Here is a 21,666-nt window from a genome sequence, read left to right on the forward strand (position 1 = left end):
TGTCGGCGTACAACCAAAAGGACAGGTCAGCGGTCTCATGGGCGTCCGGCTGCCTGACCCCCCTTCCCCCAGGAGCACCATGCGCCTCAAGCAGGTCTCGCTCGCGGCGGCGATATCCGTCGTCGCGGGGCTGACCACCGCAACCGTCGGCCTCACCGGCCCCCTCGCCCGGGCCGACGGCTCGAACGCTTTGCCTCTGTCGCACTACGCCCACATGGTGGTCGACGGTGCGCACCAGCACCTCTTCTTCAGCCAGGGCGCCGGCACGGCCGGCATCGTGGTGACCGACCTGTCCGGCAACCCCGTGGGCACCGTCGACGGCGAGCAGGGCGCCGACGGCCTCGCGCTGTCCGCCGACGGCAGGACGCTGTACGCGGCCCTGAGCGACGGCGACGCGATCGCCGTCATCGACACGGCGACGCTCACCGAGACCGGCCGCGTCGACACCGGCACCGACAGCGCCCCGGTCTCCGTAGCCGTGGCCGGCGGCAAGGTCTGGTACAGCTATACGGACGCCGACGGCAAGGGCACCGTCGGCTCGCTGGACCCCGCCGCGCCAGCGCCGACCCAGCAGCCCGGCATGCCGCACTGGTCGGCGGCCCCTCTCCTCAGCACCGGGGGCGGTGTGCTCGCGGTCCAGGGCGCCCAGCCCTACACGACTCTCGTCGCCACCTACGACGTCTCCTCCGGGACGCCCTCCCCCAAGGCCGACATGGGCCTCGGCGGCACCGCGACAGGCCCGGTCAAGGTCACCGCGGACGGAACGAAACTGCTCGTTCCGCAGTCGGCGTCCGTGTACGTGTACAGCACGGCGGACCTCGGCGCCGCCACGCCCCACGGGTACTACACCGGTGGCGTCAACTCCTCTCCCGACGCCGTCGCGGTCGACTCCGACGGCACGATCGCCCTGGGCGCCCCGGCGGGCTCGGGCGCGGGCGCCTACGTCTACGCGGGCGACTCGATCGCCGAGAACCACTTCACCTTCCCGGCCGGTACCGTCGCCCCCGACGGCCTCGCCTGGGGCACCGACGGCCGCACGCTCTACGCTGTCACCCGCGCCGACGGCTCCTACGCCCTCGACGTCCTCGGCGACGCCAAGCTCACGGACACCGAACTCACCCTCGACTCCCCTTCGCCGTACGCGATCCCGGCCCAGCGGTTCACGGTGAACGGCACGGTGGGCGGCCACGGCTTCGTGCCGGCCGGCGCCACGCTGAAGGTCACCCGCGACGGCACCGAACTGCCCGACGCCACGGTGGGCGCGGACGGCTCGTTCGTCATCACCGACACCCGCCAGGACGAGGGCGGTTACAGCTACGAGGTGTCCTACGCGGGCGACGCCACGCACCGGCCCGCGGCCACCTCGCTGAAGGTGTGGGTGTCCAGGATCGGGACCACCGTCCCGTACCCGGAGTTCAGCTCGGCGGCACCGCACAAGGTGGCCTTCACCGGCACGGTCATGACCGACCTGAGCCGCGGCCCCTTCGACCAGGGCACCGCGGTCCGGGTGACCCGGACGAACGAGGACACCCACGAGTCGACGCCGCTCCCGGCCGCGCCGCTGGACCCCGCCACCGGCGAGTTCGCGGTCACCGACGACCCGGGTACGGCCGGATGGTTCACCTACAGCCTGTCGTTCGAGGGCGACACCACGCACCAGCCGGGCGCGAACGACATCAGCACCGTCATCTCCCCCTACGCCCCGGCTCTCACCGTGAACGCCCCCGCGACCGCCACGCGCGGCGCCGCGCTGAGCTTCGACGCCCGCCTGGGCGACGGCCCGTACGGCGGCGGCGAGACGGTCACCGTGACCCGCACGGACGCGGCGCACACCACGACGCCCGTGACGTGGAAGGCTCCCGTGGCCACCGACGGCACGATCACCGTCAAGGACACCCCGTCCACCGGCGGCGCCAACACGTACACGGTCGACTACGCGGGCGACGGGGGCCACCAGGCCGCCACCGCCTCCGCGACGGTCCAGGTCTCGCGCGCCACGACGACCCTGTCCGTGGCCGCCGACGCCTCGACCTACGCCTACGGCGCGACGGCCACCGTCACCGCCCACCTGGGCACCACGTACAACGGCCGTACGGTCTCGCTGTGGGCGACGCCCGCCGGTGGCAGGAAGACGCTGGTCAAGACGGGCACTGTGGACAGCAAGGGCAACCTGAGGACCTCCTACAAGCTCACCCGCAACACGACGTTCACTGCGTCCTATGCCGGTGACCACCGCTACGCCCCGGCCACGGCCACCCGTGCCGTGAGCGGTCAGGTGAAGGTCGCACAGGCGCTGAGCGGCTATTACACGAGCACCACGTACAGCGGCACCACCTACCGCGTCTACCACCGCACGACACGGCCGACGGTGACCACGACCGTGTCGCCAGACAAGTCCGGCCAGTGCGTGAAGTTCCAGGCCCAGCGGTACTACAGCGGTGCCTGGCACACGCTCAACACCTCGGCCTGCTCCACGCTCGGCTCCAAGAGCGCCGTGTCCTCGCGGCTGAGCCTCTCGAACGCGGTCAGCCAGAGGTTCCGGGTGCGCTCGGAGTACGTCCGCAGCTCCAAGGACACGACGAACGTGAGCACGTGGGGCGGCTGGCAGTACCTGACGGTCCGGACCTGAGAGCGCGCGGCGCTACTCCACCGCTCCGGTGCGGAACGGCCGCCGTCGTCGATCCGTAGCGTGCCGGAGCGGGTGCCCTGGGTCCATCTCAGTTCCAGGTACCAGCGCACCTCGCTCCTCGACGTCCGCGCCGTGACGTCCAGGACCAGCGGGGTCCCGGTGGACGCCGTGAACGGGAAGCCGCGCCCCGGGCTCACCGCCCGGGGCTCGGCCGCGTCCAGGTCCACGACGAACGGGGGCTGTGCGTCGGTGCGTTCACAGTCCGCGTAGGTGACTCCGGCGGGCGGCGCTTCGGCGGACGGCACCCGGACGTCGAGGCCCGCCACGGTCACGGCCCGCGCGGTCGCCGGTGACGGCGCGGCCAACCGTTCCTCGTGGTCCTCGGCGGTCCGGGGCAAGGCGGTGCCGACGACGGCGGGACGGCCACCGGGGCTCACCGCGACGGCCGGCGCGGGCTCGATCGAGGTGCGCTGGTCCGCGCCGACCGACTCCCACAGCGGGTCGATCGTCCGGTACGCGGTGTGGGTCTACGACAAGGGCACCCCGACGAATCACTCCCGGATCATCGGATACCCGGCCTCCGCCCGCTCCGCCGAGGTCACCGGGGTCACGGCGGGCCACGAGTACGTGATCCTGGTGTGCGCCTGGAACGCGTCGGGTGAGGGGAAGCCGAGCATGAGCGACACGGGGGTCCCCGGCTAGCCACCGGGTGCGCCGTCTGGGCCGGGCGCTCCATCCGGGGATACGTTCCGGGTGGGGCGCTCGGTCATGGGCCGGCCCGGTCCTGTGCGGAGGGAGAAGGCAGCGTGGCGATTCGGCGGATGGACAATGTCGGCATTGTGGTGGAGGACATGGATGCCGCCGTCGCGTTCTTCATGGAACTCGGCATGGAGCTGGAGGGCCGGGGGGAGGTACGGGGCGGCTTCGCCGACCAGTGCACCGGACTCGACGGCGTCCACTGCGACATCGCGATGCTGCGGACCCCGGACGGCCACAGCCGGCTGGAGCTGGCGAAGTACCGCAGCCCCGAGGTGATCGACGGTGGGCCGCGCGACCGGCCGCACAACATCCTGGGCACGCACCGCGTCATGTTCGCCGTCGACGACATCGAGGACACCGTGGCCCGCCTGCGCCCGCACGGCGGCGAACTCGTGGGCGAGATCGCCCGGTTCGAGGACAGCTATCTGCTCTGCTATCTCCGGGGCCCGGAGGGGGTCATCGTCGGCCTGGCCGAGCAACTGGGCTGACACGTGCTCCCTGACCACGAGGGGGAGGACGACGGGACGCCCAGGCTGAGTGAGCCGCCCCGACGGTACCGTCAGCACAGCAGGCGCTTCAGCCCGCCGGGGCAGCGGCCTCGATGTCGCGGCAGAACCGGCGATCCCGGTCGGCCAACGCCGCCCGTGGGCCGGCGGAGCGCAGGACGACGTCCAGGGCGCGGTCGGGGTCGGCGGCGTAGCAATTGCTGAACCAAGCCATGTTGGCCTCGACCACAGCCCACTCGGCGCCGGGCTCGGGGGTGGTCAGGAGACCGACGTCCACCACCACCGCGCTGGGCAGGCCGTCGCCGCACGCGGAAAGAAGACCGGCCGCGAACTCGCGGACTGCGGCTTCGTGCCGGTGGCCCGCCAGGGGCTCGGCGTCGAGGTGGCCGAAGGTGGTGTACTGCGAGCCGGTGCGGACCTCGCCGTCCAGGACGTACAGGCGGAACTCCGCCGCCCAGGTCACCACGTCGCTGATCAGTACGGGGGCGTCCGGCCCGGGCGGGAGGTCGGCGCCGGTGGGGTAGACGGCGGCCGGGAAACTCTTCTCTCTCGGTGGCTTCACGAAGGCCGACCGGGACAGGCGGCGCGCCTCGCTCAGAGTCGACAGGGCGATGTGTCGTCCCGTGTACTCGTACGGCAAGGCTGCCAGCCAGTCGTCGGACGGTTCCAGGAGCGCGACCTCGAGGTCGTCCACGACGCGTGCCGCGAAGCCGGGGCCCCCGTAGTAGTGGGCGCCTCGCCTCCCCGTGGCGGCGCCCCCGAGCACCTCCACCTTCATCCCCCGCCGCCGCGCCGACGCCGAGAGCAGCTCGGATGTCGTGGTGTACTGCGGCGCCAACGCCAGAGACCCTTGCTTCGTCACGGTCGATGACGATGTCACCGACCTGGCCCGGCAGTCCACCGGTATCCGCACGAGCGGGCGGGCGAGGGAGCACGCCCCCGCCCGCCCGGCGTCCGGTCAGCCGGTGTACGCCTCCAGTTCGGAGAGCTGGGCCGCGGGCCAGCCCGTGTTGCCCGTGACGGTCACACGGAGGTAGCGGGTCGCGGTGCCGCCAAGCGAGATGGTCGCCGTGTTCCCGCCGGACGGGTTGAAGGTGTAGCCCGCCGACGGTTTCAGCGTGGTGAAGGTGGAGTTGTCCGTACTGCCGAGCACGCTCAGCGTCTGGGTGCGGGTGGCCCACGCCGTTGCCGGGGGCAGCTTGAGGACGACGCGCTTGACCGCTGTCGCCGCGCCGAGGTCGACGGTGAGGGACTGCGGGAAGGCGTTGTTGGCGCTCTCCCAGTAGGTGTTGGGGTCGCCGTCCACGGCCTTGGTCGCGGGGTAGACGTCGGTGTGGCTCGTCTCGGTGACCGGGCGGCCCTTGGCGAGGTTGAGGGTCGGGTCGGCCGGAGGATCGGTGGGCGGGTCGGTCGGCGGGGTGGTGGGGCCGCCGCCGGGCACTCCCCCGTTGGTCCACTTCGGGTCGGGCCAGGTGCCGGTGCAGGCGGGCGGGTCGGCGTACCAGCCGCTGTTGCCGGTGCCGCGGGTGATGACGAAGCCGGATCCCACGCAGTTGTGGATGGGGTTGGACTGGGCGATGTGCGTGGCGGTGACGTTGGTGAACGAGGCGTTGCCGGGCGCCTGGATCTGGAGGGCGTAGGTGCCGGCGCCGTCGATCCGGACGTTCTCGAAGTGCAGCCCCTTCGTCGCACCCTCGATGTTCATGATCGCGGCGTAGGAGCTGTCGAGGATCTCGGTGTCGGTGATGTTCACCGTGGCGTCCAGGGCTTCATTGAGCCCGCTGAACCAGACCGCGCCGACCCCGAACTGCCAGTTGTAGTCGTTGTTCCCGGCCCGGATCAGGGTGTTGCGGGCCGCTGTCGTCGTCCCGGAGACGGCCGTACCCTGACCCGAGTTGACACCGGGATACCGGTTGGCGACGTGCAGGCCGCCGCCGTTGGTGACGGTGTCGGCCATCACGTTGTCGGAGATGGTGATGTCCTTGCCGCCGTACGTGACGATGTTGTTGGCGAGGATGGGCAGGATCACCGTGTTGTAGGTGAACTTGTTCTTGACGTTCGGAATGTTCTCCGCCCACATGGCGAGTCCGTCGTCACCCGTGTTGCGGACGAACGTGTTGGTCACCGTGGAGTTGGTGACACCCATGTGGAAGTTCACGCCGTCCGCGGTCTGGTCCAGGATGCGGCTGTTCTTGATGGTGAAGTTGTCCATGGGGCCGTCCATCCAGGCCCCGCACTTGGTGTGCTGCAGCCACACATTGTCGACGGTGGAGTTGGACAGCGCGCCCCCGATGGCGTTGACCTGGTCGTCGTCGACGCGCTCGCGGATGTCTCCGAGGACGGCGAAGTCCTTGAGCGTGACGTTCTTACTGCCGCCCTGGCTCGCGGACTTGCCGTACACGCCCACGGCCTTCGCCCGGTTCACCGGGTCACGGCCGGTGAGGACGCTGTACCAGGGGCCCGCGCCCGCCAGGGTCACCTGGTCGACCACTATGTGGTCCCGCACCTGGAAAGTGCCCTGCGGTAGGTAGACCGCCCTGCCCTGCGCCTTCCCCGCGTCGACCGCCGCCTGGATCTTGGCGGTGGAGTCGGCCGCGCCGGTCGGGTCAGCGCCGAAGTCGCTCACCACGTCCAGCGCGCCGGACGGCTTGCCGATGGGCGCGCCCACCTGCTCGAAGTCGGCGAGGTCGATGGTGAACGTCGGTGAGGCGCTGGTGGACGACACCTGGAGGCGCACCTTGGTCCCGGCCGGCAGCGTCGAGCCGAGCAGGGTACGGGTCTCGTCGTAGAAGTGGTGGGGGTTGGAGTCGCCGGGGTTGTTGTTGAAGGGATAGCCCCCGTAGTACCAGCCGTACTTGGACGTCACCGGGACGGACTTGAGCTGGTTGCCGTCGATCTTCAGGTCGAGGCTCGCGTCACGGCCGGTGCCGGCCGCGTTGTCGGGCAGCGAGTAGCGGAACGACATCGCGTTGGCCGGCGCGGTCAGGGTGAACTCGACGTACTCGCCCGGCGCGTCCAGGGTCACCGCCTGCCGGCCGGACGCCTCGGAGGGGAGGTGGCCGTAGAGGCGGTCCGGTCCGATGAGGGTGCCGTTGGTCGCCGCGTACTCGGCCTCCTGTTCCTTGAACGGGACGGTCGCGCCCCGGCCGGATATGCCGACCGGGGACGGCGCGGGCACTCCGGCCGCGTGTGCGTCGGGCGCGAGCGCCACGGCGACGAGCGTGCCGGCCGCGGCCAGCGCCATGGACACGGTCGCCGCCAGGGTCCGGCGCAGGGATCTGCCGTTGGGGGGTGCAGTCATGGGTGTGCGTCCTCAGGGCTCGTGGGGTGAGCGGACGCAAGAAAGCTAGGAGCGTACAGAAATGAAGTCTATGAAGCTGCGCAAGATTGTTACAGGACGACGCAGATTCTCAACTATCCACAGGCCACCCAGGCCGTTGATCCACATGGCAGGATGGCCGAGCCGCGCGGGACACGTCGTCTTGGCGCTGTTCAAGAGCGTCCTTGGAAGAAAACGGCTGGGTCCCACGCATGACTGCTGAGTGGTACGTCCTCATCGAGGAGGACACGCGAGTGACGGAGTACGTCGAAGGCAACCAACTGAAGCTGCACCGCTGGATGCTGACGGGCACCCATCACATCGAGGGCGACGAGACGCAGGCCCTCGCGGCCGCCGAGGACGCGGCTCTGCACTACATACCTGACACCATCGCCCGGCACGCCAAGCCGGGGGACGAACCGGCCCGCCACGCCCTGCTCGCCCAGGACGGGGCGTGGACGGTGATCGTGCGGCAGCGCCACCGCGAGGCCCGCATACGCGTGACGACGGCCCGTCTCATGCACTCCCACGAGGAGAAGGAGGCTCCGCCGAAGACCCTTAGGGAGTCCCTCCGGGGCGCTCTACAGGCCCCGCCGCCCCTTCCGAAGCCGTGGGCGCCGCCCGGTCAGGCGTGAGGAGGCTCCCCACCCGAGCCGATCACCCGCTCATGCGCCGCGTGATCAGCTCCAGCAGCCGTAGGACCGCCGCGTCCGCGTCCGGGCGGCGGATGGCGACCAGGGTGGTCTCCAGGTACGGCGACCGCTCCGCGAAGGGGACGAAGGCCACCTCGGCAACGTGGAAGTCGCGCAGCCGCTCGGGCAGGAGGCTGACGCACAGCCCGGACGCGACGTAGCTGAACAGACCGGTCAGGTCGTCCGAGACGGCGCGGGTGCGCGGGGTGAACCCCGCCTCGCGGCAGGCGAGTTGGACCTGATGGGCGAGGGTCGGCAGCGCGGTGGGGTCCGGGAGGACGAAGTCCTCGTCGCGCAGGTCGCCCAGCCCGATCTGCCCGGCGTCGGCCAGCGGATGCCGGCGCGGCACCGCCGCCGCGATGCGCTCGACCGCGAAGTCGAGGCTGACGAGGTCGGCGGACAGCGGAGCGGGGTCGCGCAGGAAGGCCAGGTCGAGCGTGCCGTTGCGGATCATCTCGGCCAGGGCGACCGCCGAGTCCTGGTGCAGGTGCACACGGAGGCCGGGGAGCTCCTCGGCCGCCGCCCGGAGCAGCCCCGGCAGGTAGTGGTGACTGAGGATGCTCACGTACCCCACCCGGACATCGCCCTCCAGCCCGGCGGCGACCCGGCGGGCCCGTTCGATGGCCGCGGACTGGGTGTCGAGGAGGCGCTGCGCGTCCACGGCGAAGACCTCGCCCGCCGCCGTCAGCGTCGCTCCGCCGGGGCCTCGGTCGAGGAGGCGTACCCCCAGGCCGCGTTCAAGGCGCTGGATCGACTGGCTGAGCGGCGGCTGGCTCATGCCGAGGCGCTCGGCCGCGCGCCCGAAGTGCCGTTCGTCGGCCATCACGAGGAACTGTTCCAGCAGCCTTCTGGTGAGCTGGATATCCTCAAGCATATTGCTCATGACCACAGCATATATTGGACGGACAGGGGCGCCGAGGTGTCCACTGGGACGTGGGCGTCACCGGAGAAGCGTGTCGCCCCTATCCCCCACGGCCCTCTCCCCTGGAGGCCCCCATGCGCAAGCAGGACGTCGCCCGGCTGTTCACCACCCCGGTGGACTCCCCGGCCTACGCTCCCACCCGGTACCGCTTCACCGACCGCGAGTACCTCAACATCTACTACCGCACCGACCCCGAGGCGCTGCGCCGCCTGGTGCCCGAGCCGCTGACGGTGACCGACCCGGTCGTCCGCTTCGAGATGATGCGGATGCCCGACACCACCGGACTCGGTGACTACACAGAGGCCGGCCAGCTCATCGCCGTCGAGCACGAGGGCGAGAAGGGCGAGTTCAACCTCGCCATGTACGTGGACAGCGTGCCGGCGATCTCCAGCGGCCGCGAGTACAGCGCGTACCCGAAGAAGGGCGGCTCCCCCGCCCTGTACGTCGACTCCGACACCCTGGTGGGCACGCTCGACTACGGCACCCTGCGCGTGGCGACCGCCACCATGGGCTACAAGCACCACGCGCTCGACCTCGACGAGGCAAGAACCGAGATCAGCACCCCCACCTTCATGGTCAAGACGGTCCCGCACTACGACGGCACCCCCCGCATCTGCGAGCTGGTCCGCACCCGGATCACCGACGTCACCGTGAAGAGCGCCTTCACCGCCCCGGCCCGGCTCCAGCTGTTCGCCCACGTCGCGGCGCCGCTGGCCGACCTGCCGGTGCTGGAGATCGTCCGGGCCAGCCACATCGTCACGGATCTGACCCTCGCCCCCGTCGAGCCGGTCTTCGACTACCTCGCCGCCTGAGCGCACCCGATCGAGAAGCACCGAGAAAGCACCGAACCATGACCTCTCCCACCGAGCCCGTCCTGAACTCCTACCGGCGTGCCGCGATCATCGGCGGCGGCGTGATCGGGATCTCCTGGGCCGGTCTCTTCCTGGCCCGCGGCATCGACGTGGTGATCAGCGATCCCCGTGCGGACATCGAGGACCTCGTCCGTACGGGCCTCGCCGAGATCACCCCGGCCCTGGCCGAGCTGGGCCTGCCGACGGAGCACCTCACCGACGGGCTCTCCTTCGAGGCCGACCTCGCCACCGCCGTCTCACAGGCCGACGTGGTCCAGGAGAACGGCCCTGAGCGGCTGGAGCTCAAGCAGGAGATCTGGCGGACGATCGAGGACGCCGCCCCCGCGCACGCGCTGCTGGCCACGTCGACCTCCGGCATCCCGGCGAGCGCCATCGCCACCGCGCTGCGCCGGCCCGAACGGCTCGTCGTGGGGCACCCCTTCAACCCGCCGCACCTGGTGCCGCTGGTGGAGATCGTGCCGGGCGAGAAGACGTCCCCGGAGACGGTCGAGCGGGCCAGGGCGTTCTACGCCGCCCTCGGCAAGAAGCCGCAGGTGCTGCGCAAGGAGGTGCCGGGCTTCGTCGCCAACCGCCTGCAGTCCGCGCTGTTCCGCGAGTGCGTGCACCTCGTCGCCGAGGGCGTGGTGACCGAGGCGGAGCTGGACGAGATCGTCACCTCCTCCATCGGGCTGCGCTGGGCGGTCGCCGGTCCGTTCCGCACCTTCCACCTGGGCGGGGGTCCCGGCGGGCTCCCCCACTTCATCGAGCACCTGGGCCGCGCCATGGAGGACAGCATGTGGCCTGTCCTGGGCAACCCCACCTTCGATGAGGCCACCGTCAGCACGCTCGTCGACCAGGCCCACGAGGCGTTCGGCGCGGGCACGGTCGAGGAGCTGGCAGCCGAGCGCGACCGCGCGCAGATCACGCTGATGCGCGCCCTCGGCGAGACGCCCGGCTCCGGCTGCGCGCACGCTTGATGCACCGATAACGCACATAAAGGCGAAGAAACATGGACCTCACCCAGAAGATCAAGAAGGCGATCGCCGACCCGGCCACGGACGACGCGTTCGACGTGCACGCCGAGGCGGACGAGGTGCTCGCGGGCATCGGCCTGAAGCCGGACGACACCGGCGGTGACATCACCTTCGAGGGCGCCGACCCGGTCGTCCCCAGCACCCTGCGCCTCGGCGCGGCCTCCGGGATCGCGCTGGTCGCCAAGTCGGCGGCTGTCGCCGCGCTGTGGAAGGACCGCACCGGCCGCGGCCAGGACATCCACATGGACCTGCGCAAGGGCCCGCACCGGCTGTGCCCGTTCTACGAGCGGAAGTGGGAACTGCTCAACGGCTATCCGGGCGGCACCCCGTCGCTGATCAACATGGCCTTCGTCAACAACTTCTACCGCAGCGCGGACGGCCGTTGGATGATGCCGTTCAACATCTATCCCAACATCAAGGTCGCCGCGCAGCGCCTGCTGGGCGTCGGTGAGGTGCCCGAGCACGTCGAGGCCGCGATCTCGAAGTGGGACGCGCGGGAGCTGGAGCGGGCCGGGGCCGAGGCCGGGTGCGTGATGCCGATGGTGCGCACACCCCGGGAGATCCTCGACGAGGAGCAGTACCGGCAGGTGCTGTCCACGCTGCCGCTGGTGGAGATCACCCGCATCGGCGACAGCGACCCCGAGCCGCTGCCCGCCGACCCGGTCGCGCCGCTCGACGGGGTCCGCGCGCTCGGCATGGGCCACATCATCGCCGGTGCCGGTGCGGGGCGTGCCATGGCGCTGCACGGCGCGGACGTGCTGAACCTGTGGCGGCCGACCGAGCTGGAGCACGACGTCACGTACAACTCGACCGGTGTAGGCGTGCGTTCGGCCACGGTGAGCCCGTACACCGAGGAGGGCCTTGCCCTCATCCACCGGCTCCAGTCCGAGGCCGACGTCTTCTACGCCAACCGGCGCCCCGGCTTCCTCGACCGCGTCGGGCTGTCCGAGGAGGAGGCCGTCGCGCGGCGCCCCGGTCTGGTCCACGCGACGGTCTCGCTGAACGGGCGTACCGGGCCGTGGAAGGACTACCTCGGCTTCGACCAGACCGCGGGCGCGCTCACCGGCCTGCTGCACCTGGAGGGCGACGGCGACAAGCCCGCGCTGCCGCCCATCACCGTGGTCAACGACTACCTGGTCTCCTGGTTCATGACCGCCGGCATCGCGGAGGCGCTGCGCCGCCGCGCCGTGGACGGCGGCAGTTACCGCGTCCACGTCTCGCTGTCCCGCGTGGCCCTGTGGATTCTCTCCATGGGCATCTTCGACCAGGGGTACGCGCGGCAGATCGCCGGCACCGGCGGCCTCCACGCCTACCCCGACCCCGAGGTCTTCACCGCCGAGACCCCCCTCGGCCACTATCAGGGCGTCACCGACCAGGTCCGGATGTCCGACACCCCCGGCGCCTACCGCCAGATCCTCGTCCCCCGCGGCTCCCAGCGCCCGGAGTGGCTCCCGGCCGCCTGACGGAACGGGCGGCCGGGGCGGTCCCCTCGCCCCGGCGCGATACTCGGCCCTCCGCGAACTCGGTCCGAGGCCCGCCTTCGCCGGCGGAAGCAGCCAGGAGCAACGGATCACGCATCCAGATTGCCGAGCACCCGGCCCATCGCCTCCCGTACGGCGGCACGTGCCTCGGCGGTGTGGTCCAGCGTCTCGAAGCCGTGCCGGCAGTGCGGGGCGGGGATGACCTCCACCTCGGCACCGCACTCACCGGCGGCGTCCAGGAAGCGCTCCACGGTCGCGTCGAGCATCGGGTCTTCCAGCCCGACGCGCGTGAGCACGACCGGCAGGTCCCCCGCACCGCGTACCGCTGCCGCCGGACGGAACCGGTCGCCGTCCGTGCCGTGGCCCGGAATCGGTTCCAGCAGGGGGTAGTTGGCCGCGAGGCACCGCAGCCACGGCGGCGGCGCGGCCAGCCATGGCGCCGCCAACGGGCCGCCGCCGGAGAAGAACCAGAGGGCCACCCGGTCACCGTCGACCCCGGGGTGTGCGCGGACGAGATCGACCGCTGCGGCCACGTCCTCGGCGGCGCGTGCGAGGTCGTCCGGCGCGTGCAGCCGGTGGTCCAGCGTGACGCCGACCGCGCCCGATTGGGCGGCGAGTGCGGCGTACCCGGTGAAGGTCGGCCAGTCTCGCGGGGCCGGCCTGATACCGGCGGGCAGCGGGCCGCCATGCACGAACACCACGGCGGGGCGGGCCTCCTGGTGGTCGGGCAGATACAGGTCGACGCACTCCCGGCGCTCCCGTGGCCGGTCCGGCACGTCCAGGACGAACGGCCGGAGGTGATCGGGTACGTGGCCCGGAGGGAGTGCGAGGCTCTCCCCCTCACCCGCCGCCGCCTGTCGCAGAGCCTTGGCCAGCAGGTCCGGCTCGGACAGCATCGGCCAGTGGCCGGTGGGCACTTCGAGGAAGGTGTTGCCCGGCTGGGTGAGCAGGCTCAGACGCGGGACGCCGAGAGACGCCATCCAGCGCAGCCGGTCGATGGTCGAGCCGTCGGCCGGGCACAGGACACCGGTTCTCGGGATGCGGGCGGCGCTCTCGGAGAGCCGTAGCGGCTGGGTGAGAGTGGCGGCGGCCTGCGGCAGGGCGCGTTCGGCGAGCTGGTCGAGCACGGCGGGGGTGAGCCCGTCGGTGCTGCCCAGGCGGTGCCATTCCTCGCGTGCCGGCGGCGGCACCTCGGTCGCGCCGCTCGCGGGTCGCGGCAGGGCGGGGAGTACGTCGAGGGCGCTGTCGCCGTCCTCGGGCAGCCCGGCCGCGTCCAGGTGGACGACCCGGACCACCCGGTCCCGGCGCCGGTCGGCGGCGCCCAGAGCCGGGAGCAGTCCGTAGCCGTGCCCGACCAGCACCACGCGCTCCCCCGCCGCGTCCACCTGGCGGATCACCTCCGCGATGTGCGACTCCAGGTCGGCCGGGACGACAGAACCGCCTCCGGCCAACGTCGCGCAGAACACCCGCGCCCCCGCGCGCCGCAGCACCGCCGCCACCCGCGCCCACACCCAGTCCCCCGTGTGCGCCTCCGGCACCAGGACGAACGCGGCCTCGGTCCCTGTGTCCACTGTCATCCCCGACTCCTCCCACTGGTCCGGCGCGACCCTGTACCCGGCCGCGCGCGCCGCTACCGTAGGAACTCCCCCTGGAGGAGGTTCAAGGCGTGACCGGCAGTACTTCGTGGAGCATCGGGGAACTCGCCGCGCGGGCGGGCGTCACCGTGAAGACCGTCCGCTTCTACTCCGACCAGGGACTACTGCCCGAGACCGGCCGCAGCTCCGGAGGGCACCGTCGCTACGGTCCGGAAGCCCTGGGCCGGTTGCAGATGATCCGCTCCCTGCGCACCCTCGACCTCCCGGTACCGGCCGTGGGCCGGGCGCTGGAGCGGGACGACGCACTTCAGGCACTGGTCGCGGACCGCCTGCGCGAACTGCGGCCCCAGCTCACCTCGCTGCGCTGGCGGGAAGCCGCGCTCCACCTCCTCGCGGACTGCTCGCCGGAGGAGCGTGCCCGGCGGCTGGACCTCATCGGCGCCATGGGCCTCCCACCCGACACCGACGTCCTCGCCCGCTTCTGGCGCCGGTGGCTCTTCCCGGCCCGGCTGCCGGCACCCCTGCTGGCCGGGATCGTCGACACCGCGGTACCCGCACCGTCCCACGACCCCACCCCGGCGCACGTACTGGCTTTCGGGCGCTTGCGGGCGATCGTCACGGCGCCCTGCCCGCCGGGCCTCCTGGACCGGCCGCCCGCGCCGAAGCGGTTCGACGACGGCTTCCGTCCCGCCGTCCTCTACTCCGGGCTCAAGGAGGCGTACGACCTCGCCGCCCCTGAGCTGCGGGCCGGGCGTGCCCCGGCCGGGGGTGAGGCCCTGGACCGGTTCGTCGGGGCCTGGGCGGAGGCCGGGGGTGCCCGGGACAGCGCGGCGTTCCGGCGACGGCTGACCGGCGTCCTGGCCGACGAGCCCCGCCTCGACCACTACTGGGACGTCGTGTCCGAACTGGCGACCCCGCCCGGCGCCCCACCGGAACCCACACCGGGCGCGGCCGAGGCGTGGCTGCGCGAGGCACTCGCCGGCACGGCCGGAGACCCTGACGAAGGCGCCTGGATGCGATCGTGCTCGTATGAATGACCTCGGCGACGCGCACCTGCGCACCTGGGCGCTGCGCTTCATGACCCTCCTCGCGGCCGGCCCCGAGGACCAGCTTGCGTGGCTGGGTGAGCAGGCGGTGGAGACGGGTTCCGTGGTCGAAGAGGTGCTGCTGCTCTGCCGGACCTGGGAGGGGCTGGTGGAGCGCGGGGTCGGCGAGCAGGCAACCCTCCGCGTCGCGCGGGCCATCAGCCACCGGCTCGATGACTTCGCCGACGCGCCGCACACCGGACTCTGGGCCGATGAGCTGGCCGTGGAGCCGGTGTGGGGCGACGTACGTTCCCTTGCCCGGCAGTTCCTCCGCACGGAGCTGGGCGACTGGCGTCAGCCGCTACCCCCTGCGGACACGCCCTAGGGGCGCGGCTGGGGAGACGAGAGGGCCTTGCGGTCCACGTCGCACTCCTTCTTCGTCAGGGGGCGCCGGTCCCCCGCGCGGCGGGAGCAGAGGACGGTGCGGTCGTAGTGGGCGCCGCCGGTGTTGGCGACGCGGACCAGGGAGATGGCGTAGTTGTCGCGGGTGCCGGGTTCGAGGCCCTGGTCGCGGGCGTTGTCCTGGGTGACGGCGGTGAAGTCGATGCGGCCGGTGGCGAGGTTGTCGATGTTGGTGCGCAGCAGGCCCGACCATGCCTCGGCCCGCCCGCGCGGCTGCCCGTCGCCGGTCGCGGCCCGGTAGAGCACCTCGGTGGCGTCGTGCATGAGCATCGTCTGTCCGTCGCTGAGCGCGCTGTCGGTCTGCGGGGTCGCCGCGCTCAGACCGATGATCTTCTCCTGCTCGGGACCGAGTTTGCGCAGGTTGTTGACGAAGATGGTGCCCTGGTTCTTGGTGCCGGGGGCGGTGAGGACCAGGTGGTAGAGGGTGACGTTGGCGGCGACGCTGCTGCGCTCGGAGTCGAAGCCCGCCTGGGAGAGGTCGTCCCCGGCGAGGACCGCGATCTGCTTGCCGTTGCAGCCGGGCTCGGAGGTGATGCCGTCCATCAGGGCGTTGACGTCCTCGGTGCGGCCCGCGAAGTAGACGACACGGGGCACCTCGCCCTCCTGGCAGATCTGGTCGACCTGGCGGCCGAGGACCGGGCGGCCGTTGCTCAGCTCGTACCGTTCCAGCCGGTCGACCCGGTAGCCCACGTCGGTCAGCATCCGGGCGCCGTGGTCCATCTGCTCGCGGGTGTAGCGGTCATGGGTGACGGGACTGCGGCCGAGGACGACGGCGCGGCCGGCGGTGCCGTACCCGTGGGTGCCGGGGGCCCGCAACTGTTCCGCCAGCAGTTTGAGTTGCCGTACCTGCCACTGGTCGGTGGCGGCCAGGTTGAAGAAGTTGGGCTTGTCCAGCAGCCAGGTGCCGGAGTTGGTGCCGGAGACGACAGGGAGTTCCGCCTGGCGCAGGGTCTCCAGCACCTTGTCGGTGTCGGTCATGTCGCGGCCGATGCCGACCACGCCGACGATCGTGCGGTCACGGCGTGCCACGTCCACGATCCGCTCGGCCATCGTGACCTGACTGGCCATGTCCGTACCGCCGTTGGCGACCAGCAGGCGCAGCTTCACCGGCTGGGAGGCGTTGTTGGCGTGCTGGGCGATGTAGGCGCCGCGCAACTCCTCGAAGCCCTTGACCAGTTGGTCGTCGTTCTTGCCCTCCGGGTCGGGTCCGCTGAGTGGACCCGCGTAGACCAGCGTGACGTAACCGCTGTTGCCGATCGACGCGTTCTCCTCGCGGATCAGTTCCTGGAGCTGCCGCGCGACCGGGAAGGTGACCCCTCCCGTCGCCACGCCGACGCACTCGGGGCCCTTGCCACCCGGCGTCTCGACCCGGCGGGTGTCCTGGTTGGCGCCGCGCAGGTCGCTGGAGCAGTACTGGCTGGTCAGCCGGTGGTCGCGGACGCCGAGCCCGAGCCCGGTGGCCGCGAGGACGAGGGCCAGCGCGGGCAGTGACCACAGCCAGGTCCAGCGGGGGCGCCCGGTGGACAGCCGGGAGCGGCGCGGGGAGCCGACGCCGAGGTCGGGGTGGAGCAGGAGCCCCTCCGGCAGCGGCACCCGCAGCACCCACGGCAGGGTCCTGCCCTCCAGACTGGGCGACTGGCTGACCCGGCGGGCGCGGTTCCAGCTCGCGTACCAGGCGGGCAGGTCGGCGCCCGAGCCGTTGAGGTGGCTCCCGGCGGGCTCGGCCGCGTAGCTGCGCTGCAGCAGGGCGATGTCCTCGTGCCGTACGGCGGCGACGACGAGCAGCGGGTCGAGTTCGCTGCGGATGCTGCGGATGTCGCTGATGGCGCGCACGAGTTCGATCAGGCCGTTGTCGGGGGTGGCGTCGGGGAGGACGAGCACCGGCGGGGTGGGGCGCTTGCGTCCGCGCAGGTCCAGCGACCAGGCGCGGTGCGCGTCGCGCAGGTCCTCGCGCAGGGCGTGCACCCGCAATTGGAGGTGGCGGCGCTGGGCGTCCTCGTCGCCGCTGCCGGTGCGGTGCTCGTCGAGGAGGCCGCCGTCCTGGATGTCCCGCGCCACGGCGGCGACCCGCTGGCGTACCGCGCCCGGCGGCCAGAGCCGCAGCAGGCGCCAGGTGAGGCCCTCCCCGCGGTCGGCGCGCGGGCCCTGGTTGAGGTAGGTGGTACTGAGGAACCAGCGGACCTCGCGGCGCAGCCCGAGGAACACCGGCGCACGTCCCGGCAGGATGCTCAGGGCCAGCAGCGCGGCCATCACCACGGCGAGGAACAGCAGCGTCACGTACCAGGGCTTGTCGGTGATCAGTACCGCGACGACCGCGATGAGCAGGGCGGGGACGGTGCGGGAGGCGTCGGTGACGGCGTCGCGCAGCCTGGCCGTCCACTGGATGCCGCCGGGCCGCCAGCCGGTGCGGTTCAGCCCGTGCAGCAGTTCGTCCGGCTCGGCGTCGGGGCCGGCCTCCCGCACGACGTTCTCTATGGCGAGGAGCAGCTCGCTGCGCGGGAAGGCGTACTGGCCGTACTGGCGTCCGCCGCCGCGCCAGGCATGCGGCTCCACGTACGGCTCGCTCCCGGACCGGGCGCGCTTGCCGCCGAGCGCCTGGACGACCCGCAGGGCGCGCACCATGGGGCTGCCGCCGTCGGTGGGGCCGACGAGCGCGGACTGCCGGACGGCGGCGAACGGCACGCCCCGGGACCGGAGTTCCTGCCGCAGCTCGGCGAGGCTGCCGCGTACCGCCTCGTCGCCCTCCGGTGATCCGCCGTCCGCGTACAGCACGAATTCCGGCAGCGCCATGGGGCTGCGGCGCCGGAACGCCTGGAAGATCGCGTCCAGCATTTCGATGAGACGCGGGGTGGTCGCATAGTGCCGTCGGCTGTCTGCGCTGCCCAGGCGGGTCACCAACTCAGGCTCCTCACGGTCGACTTGGCACTCCTTTCGGACAAGGAGTGGTGTGAAGTCTGCCCAGCCGGTGCGCCGGGCGAGGGAGAGTGGCACAAATGTGACCAGCCCGCAGCGGTAAGGGCATCCGGGGCCAGGGTGCGCAGGTCGGCCATGCCGTCGTTCTCGCCGCTGTGGAGGAAGGCCGGCGTGCGGCCTGGGGCGCGCAACGGGCTGACGCGGAGCGCGCGCGCCTGCCGTTCCTCGTCCGAGGTCTCTCCACGCGTCCCGCCGGGAATTCCCCCGGGGGAAATCCCGCGAGCGCGGAAAGGACGGGTGTCACGATTTCATACAGCCCTTGGTGACGAATGGGCAACGATTCGGGAAAGGCCGGGCACGAAAGAACGGCGTGCGGCGGAACCTCACACCTCATCGGTGCGGGTTCCGCTGCACGCCGTTCCTTCGGAACGCGCCGCGGATTCAGTCCTTGGCGGCGTCCTTCAGCTTCTCCGTGGCCTGGCGGGTGTCGCCCGTGGCCTGCTCGGCGCGGCCTTCGGCGGTCAGCTTCTCGTTGCCCACCCCGCGGCCCGCGGCCTCCTTGACCTTACCGCTCGCCTGCTCGGTCGTGGCCTTGGCCTTCTCGCTGGCGCTCATGCCGCTCACCTTTCGCTGTGCCGCTGTTGCCTTACAAGAGGGCGGATGACCGCGTCCGCCGCCGGTAAACCCGGTGAACCGGATGTAATTCATGTGTGTGTGCGGCGAGGATGCGGGCATTCGGCGGTCAGGAGGTTGATAAACATGGTTCCCCTGCTTCTGGTTCTTCTTCTGGCTCTGATTCTTTTCGGTGCGGGCTTCGCGCTCAAGGCACTGTGGTGGATCGCGGTGATCGTGCTCATCGTGTGGGTGCTCGGCTTCATCGTGCGTCCCGCCGGCAGTGGCGGCCGCAAGGGCCGTTGGTACCGCTGGTAAAAGCACGCCCTGTGCGATGAAGTGGCCCGGCCGGATTCGGCCGGGCCACTTCGCCGTGTCCGGGAACGGGCGTATCGCCGCGCTTGGCGGGGTATGAGGAGAACGTCGGCCCCTCGGGGGACCGCAGTGGAACCCTGCACCTCCTGCCCCCGCGGGGCCGGCCCGCGTCCACCGCGCCTCCTCCCCCGGCGACGTCACCCGATTGCCCTGCATGGCGTGCGCCCGTCACGGCCGCCCCCGAATGTGGTGCAGGTGTCGTCGAGCCCGTGAGGGAGAGTCATGATCATCAAGTTCCTGCACGACAAGGGTCTGCGCAGCGAGCACGCCAACACCGTCGCCTGCGCGGCCATCGGCCTGTCCATCGCGTCCTGGTTCACCTCGCGCACGGTGGAGGGCAAGGGGCTGGACCGGGCCGACCGGTGGGGCATATTCGTCGCCACCTGGCCCGCCACCTGGTTCGGACTCGGCCAGGCCCTGAGCCAGTACGAGCGCAACGGTGTCTCCTTCGGCCGCTGACCGCGCGGGCAAGCAGCAACACCGGCCACGCCGGTACCGGCTACAGCCAAGGAGAAACGGCATGTCGCACGTGGAAGAGTCCATCGAGGTCAACGTCCCCGTACGGGACGCCTACAACCAGTGGACCCAGTTCGAGGACTTCCCCCAGTTCATGGACGGCGTCGAGCGCATCGAGCAGCGCACGGAGTCCCTCCTCCACTGGAAGACGAAGATCGCCGGGGTCGAGCGGGAGTTCGACGCGGAGATCGTCGAGCAGATCCCCGACGAGCGGGTCGCCTGGACCAGCATCGGCGGGGAGGCCCGCCAGGCCGGGGTGGTGACGTTCCACCGCCTGGACGACGGCACGACCAAGGTCATGCTCCAGCTCGACTACGACCCGGAGGGGCTGGCCGAGAAGGTCGGGGACAAGCTCGGCTTCGTCAAGCGCCAGGCCACCGGCGACCTCAAGCGGTTCAAGTCCTTCATCGAGGAGCGGGGCGGCACCGCGACCGGTGAGTGGCGCGGCGAGGTCTGAGCACGGCTTCACTGTGAGGGGCGGGCTCACGCGAGCCCGCCCCTCACAGTGAAAAGAGTTGGACCCGGTCGTGACCGGCCGGGTAGCTTGCAGTCGACCGTGACACCGCCCGAGGAGGTGAGACCCATGAACGCTGTATCGACGTGGGTGCTCCCCCTTTCGCGTCACGGCCGGCGACTGACGTAGGTGTCGCCGGGAGCGCCTCCACACCAGGCACTCCCGAAAGGCACCACCATGAACTCTCTGCGATTCACCGCCGAGTCGTCCTCGGACGGCATCCGCGAACGCGACTTCACCGTGGGCGACGTCCCCGGCGTCCTCTGGTCCCCCGCCTCCACGGGTCCCGCGCCCCTGGTCCTGATGGGCCACGGCGGCGGCACGGCCAAGCGGCACCGCGCGATGGTGGGCCGCGCCCGCCTCCTCGTGACCCGGTGCGGCTTCCACGCAGCCGTCCTCGACGCGCCCGGCCATGGCGACCGGCCGCGTTCCGCGCAGGACGAGCACGACGTGGCCGAGCTGCGCCGGGCCCAGGTGGCGGGCGCACCGGAGGCGCCGGTCGTCGTCCCGTACAACGTCCGGCTGGCCGAGCAGGCCGTGCCCGAGTACCGGGCGACGCTCGACGCCCTCCAGGAACTTCCGGAGATCGGCACCGGCGGCCCGGTCGGCTACGTCGGCTTCGGCCTGGGCATGGCGATCGGGATGCCGCTGGTGGCGGCCGAGCCCCGGATCACCGCCGCGGTCTTCGGCATGACCTGGCCGGACGCCCTGTTCGAGGCGGCGAAGCGGATCACCGTGCCGGTCGAGTTCGCCATGCACTGGGACAGCGGGCGCATTCCGCGGGAGGCGAGCCTCGCCCTGTTCGACGCCTTCGCCTCGGCGGAGAAGTCGCTGCACGCCAACGCGGGTGAGCAGGTCGCCTGGCACCTGGCCGAGGCCGACAGCGCGACCCGCTTCTTCGCCCGGCACCTCTCACCGGCCCGGCCGTGAAACGGCGGCGCCCGGTGTGCACACCGGGCGCCGCCGTACGGCGCGTGTCTACCGGCTCGAACTCGACAGGTTCTCCCTGACCTTGGCGATGGCGAACCCCCAGCCCTGCTGGACGGTCGTCTTGCCGGGTACGGCGATCTCGTCAGGGTTGGTGAGCACGTCCAGCAGGACGGGCCCCGGCTCGGCGAACGCGCGCTTCACCGCGTCGGTCAGGTCCTCGGGCCGGGTGACCCGGATGCCGGTGATGCCGAGGGCCTGGGCGACGGCCGCGAAGTCCGGGTTGTCGAGGACCGTGCCGAACTCCGGCAGCCCGGCCTGTTCCTGCTCCAGCTTGACCATGCCGAGGCGCTGGTTGTCGAAGACGACGAGCTTGACCGGCAGCTGCTCGGTGCGGATGGTCATCAGGTCGCCCAGCAGCATGGACAGCCCGCCGTCACCGCAGAAGGCGACGACCTGCCGGTCCTTGTCGAGCATCTGCGCGCCGATCGCCTGCGGCATGGCGTTGGCCATCTAGCCCAGGTTGTAGGAGCC

At 71.5% G+C, this 21,666-nt stretch carries 19 protein-coding genes and 1 pseudogene; 13 read left to right on the forward strand and 7 right to left on the reverse strand.

Annotation, left to right across the window (positions count from 1 at the left end; translation table 11 throughout):
* Positions 1–79: 79 nt before the first annotated feature.
* The 3 genes from GT030_RS00890 to GT030_RS00900 all read left to right on the forward strand — a co-directional run bounded on the left by GT030_RS00890 (position 80) and on the right by GT030_RS00900 (position 3,876).
* Entirely contained in the window at positions 80–2,629 is a 2,550-nt protein-coding gene (locus GT030_RS00890) for a hypothetical protein (protein ID WP_161199345.1), read from the forward strand.
* A 270-nt stretch (positions 2,630–2,899) separates the two neighbouring features.
* Positions 2,900–3,331 carry a fibronectin type III domain-containing protein gene (locus GT030_RS37260; protein ID WP_161199346.1) on the forward strand — a complete coding sequence of 144 codons (432 nt, stop codon included), beginning with the start codon at positions 2,900–2,902 and terminating at the stop codon, positions 3,329–3,331.
* A 104-nt stretch (positions 3,332–3,435) separates the two neighbouring features.
* Positions 3,436–3,876 (forward strand): VOC family protein, encoded by a 441-nt coding sequence (locus GT030_RS00900; protein WP_161199347.1) that lies wholly within the window; start codon positions 3,436–3,438, stop codon positions 3,874–3,876.
* An 88-nt stretch (positions 3,877–3,964) separates the two neighbouring features.
* Here the strand turns inward: GT030_RS00900 and GT030_RS00905 are convergent, their stop codons facing one another.
* The gene (locus GT030_RS00905; RefSeq protein ID WP_161199362.1) at positions 3,965–4,672 is read right to left on the reverse strand and encodes an ATP-grasp domain-containing protein; all 708 of its coding nucleotides are present in this window, start codon (positions 4,670–4,672) and stop codon (positions 3,965–3,967) included.
* 180 nt (positions 4,673–4,852) lie between these two features.
* Positions 4,853–7,195 carry a discoidin domain-containing protein gene (locus tag GT030_RS00910; RefSeq protein WP_161199348.1) on the reverse strand — a complete coding sequence of 781 codons (2,343 nt, stop codon included), beginning with the start codon at positions 7,193–7,195 and terminating at the stop codon, positions 4,853–4,855.
* A gap of 230 nt (positions 7,196–7,425) precedes the next feature.
* On the opposite strand from GT030_RS00910, the gene GT030_RS00915 reads away from it, so the two are divergent.
* On the forward strand, positions 7,426–7,848 hold the full coding sequence (locus GT030_RS00915) for a hypothetical protein (protein ID WP_161199349.1): 423 nt from the start codon (positions 7,426–7,428) through the stop codon (positions 7,846–7,848).
* A gap of 22 nt (positions 7,849–7,870) precedes the next feature.
* Here GT030_RS00915 and GT030_RS00920 read toward each other — a convergent pair whose 3' ends face one another.
* Entirely contained in the window at positions 7,871–8,788 is a 918-nt protein-coding gene (locus GT030_RS00920) for a LysR family transcriptional regulator (protein ID WP_237522135.1), read from the reverse strand.
* A gap of 113 nt (positions 8,789–8,901) precedes the next feature.
* Between GT030_RS00920 and GT030_RS00925 the strand changes: the two genes are divergently transcribed.
* From GT030_RS00925 to GT030_RS00935, 3 genes are read left to right on the forward strand one after another with little or no spacing between them, the layout of a single operon-like run.
* Positions 8,902–9,639: an acetoacetate decarboxylase gene (locus GT030_RS00925; RefSeq protein WP_161199350.1), complete on the forward strand. Its 738-nt coding sequence runs from the start codon at positions 8,902–8,904 to the stop codon at positions 9,637–9,639.
* Between the two features lie 38 nt (positions 9,640–9,677).
* Positions 9,678–10,655 (forward strand): 3-hydroxyacyl-CoA dehydrogenase NAD-binding domain-containing protein, encoded by a 978-nt coding sequence (locus tag GT030_RS00930; protein WP_161199351.1) that lies wholly within the window; start codon positions 9,678–9,680, stop codon positions 10,653–10,655.
* A gap of 32 nt (positions 10,656–10,687) precedes the next feature.
* Positions 10,688–12,175 carry a CoA transferase gene (locus GT030_RS00935; protein WP_161199352.1) on the forward strand — a complete coding sequence of 496 codons (1,488 nt, stop codon included), beginning with the start codon at positions 10,688–10,690 and terminating at the stop codon, positions 12,173–12,175.
* 107 nt (positions 12,176–12,282) lie between these two features.
* Here GT030_RS00935 and GT030_RS00940 read toward each other — a convergent pair whose 3' ends face one another.
* Positions 12,283–13,770, reverse strand: a complete 1,488-nt coding sequence (locus tag GT030_RS00940; protein WP_161199353.1) for an alpha/beta fold hydrolase — start codon at positions 13,768–13,770, stop codon at positions 12,283–12,285.
* 89 nt (positions 13,771–13,859) lie between these two features.
* Between GT030_RS00940 and GT030_RS00945 the strand changes: the two genes are divergently transcribed.
* Both GT030_RS00945 and GT030_RS00950 read left to right on the forward strand, forming a co-directional pair.
* Positions 13,860–14,825, forward strand: coding sequence for a MerR family transcriptional regulator (locus GT030_RS00945; protein ID WP_161199354.1), 966 nt, complete (start codon positions 13,860–13,862; stop codon positions 14,823–14,825).
* On the forward strand, positions 14,818–15,198 hold the full coding sequence (locus GT030_RS00950) for a hypothetical protein (RefSeq protein WP_161199355.1): 381 nt from the start codon (positions 14,818–14,820) through the stop codon (positions 15,196–15,198). The genes GT030_RS00945 and GT030_RS00950 overlap by 8 nt, the downstream gene beginning before the upstream one ends.
* Here GT030_RS00950 and GT030_RS00955 read toward each other — a convergent pair.
* Together GT030_RS00955 and GT030_RS00960 are read right to left on the reverse strand one after the other, a co-directional pair.
* Positions 15,195–18,173 carry an ABC transporter substrate-binding protein gene (locus tag GT030_RS00955; protein WP_161199356.1) on the reverse strand — a complete coding sequence of 993 codons (2,979 nt, stop codon included), beginning with the start codon at positions 18,171–18,173 and terminating at the stop codon, positions 15,195–15,197. The two genes, GT030_RS00950 and GT030_RS00955, sit on opposite strands and share 4 nt — an antisense overlap.
* A gap of 456 nt (positions 18,174–18,629) precedes the next feature.
* Complete coding sequence (locus GT030_RS00960) at positions 18,630–18,803, reverse strand: CsbD family protein (protein ID WP_161199357.1); 174 nt, start codon at positions 18,801–18,803, stop codon at positions 18,630–18,632.
* A gap of 144 nt (positions 18,804–18,947) precedes the next feature.
* Between GT030_RS00960 and GT030_RS00965 the strand changes: the two genes are divergently transcribed.
* The 4 genes from GT030_RS00965 (at position 18,948) to GT030_RS00980 (ending at position 21,135) form a co-directional block, all read left to right on the forward strand.
* Positions 18,948–19,118, forward strand: a complete 171-nt coding sequence (locus GT030_RS00965) for a hypothetical protein (RefSeq protein ID WP_030805403.1) — start codon at positions 18,948–18,950, stop codon at positions 19,116–19,118.
* A gap of 279 nt (positions 19,119–19,397) precedes the next feature.
* Positions 19,398–19,634 (forward strand): hypothetical protein, encoded by a 237-nt coding sequence (locus GT030_RS00970; protein WP_161199358.1) that lies wholly within the window; start codon positions 19,398–19,400, stop codon positions 19,632–19,634.
* Positions 19,635–19,695: 61 nt separating this feature from the next.
* Complete coding sequence (locus tag GT030_RS00975) at positions 19,696–20,148, forward strand: SRPBCC family protein (RefSeq protein ID WP_161199359.1); 453 nt, start codon at positions 19,696–19,698, stop codon at positions 20,146–20,148.
* 234 nt (positions 20,149–20,382) lie between these two features.
* Complete coding sequence (locus tag GT030_RS00980; protein ID WP_161199360.1) at positions 20,383–21,135, forward strand: alpha/beta hydrolase; 753 nt, start codon at positions 20,383–20,385, stop codon at positions 21,133–21,135.
* A gap of 48 nt (positions 21,136–21,183) precedes the next feature.
* On the opposite strand, the pseudogene GT030_RS00985 reads toward GT030_RS00980, so the two are convergent.
* Positions 21,184–21,666: pseudogene (locus tag GT030_RS00985) on the reverse strand (thiamine pyrophosphate-dependent enzyme); the annotation flags it as partial.

It is taken from the genome of Streptomyces sp. SID1328, assembly GCF_009865595.1.
GTDB lineage: Bacteria > Actinomycetota > Actinomycetes > Streptomycetales > Streptomycetaceae > Streptomyces > Streptomyces griseoluteus.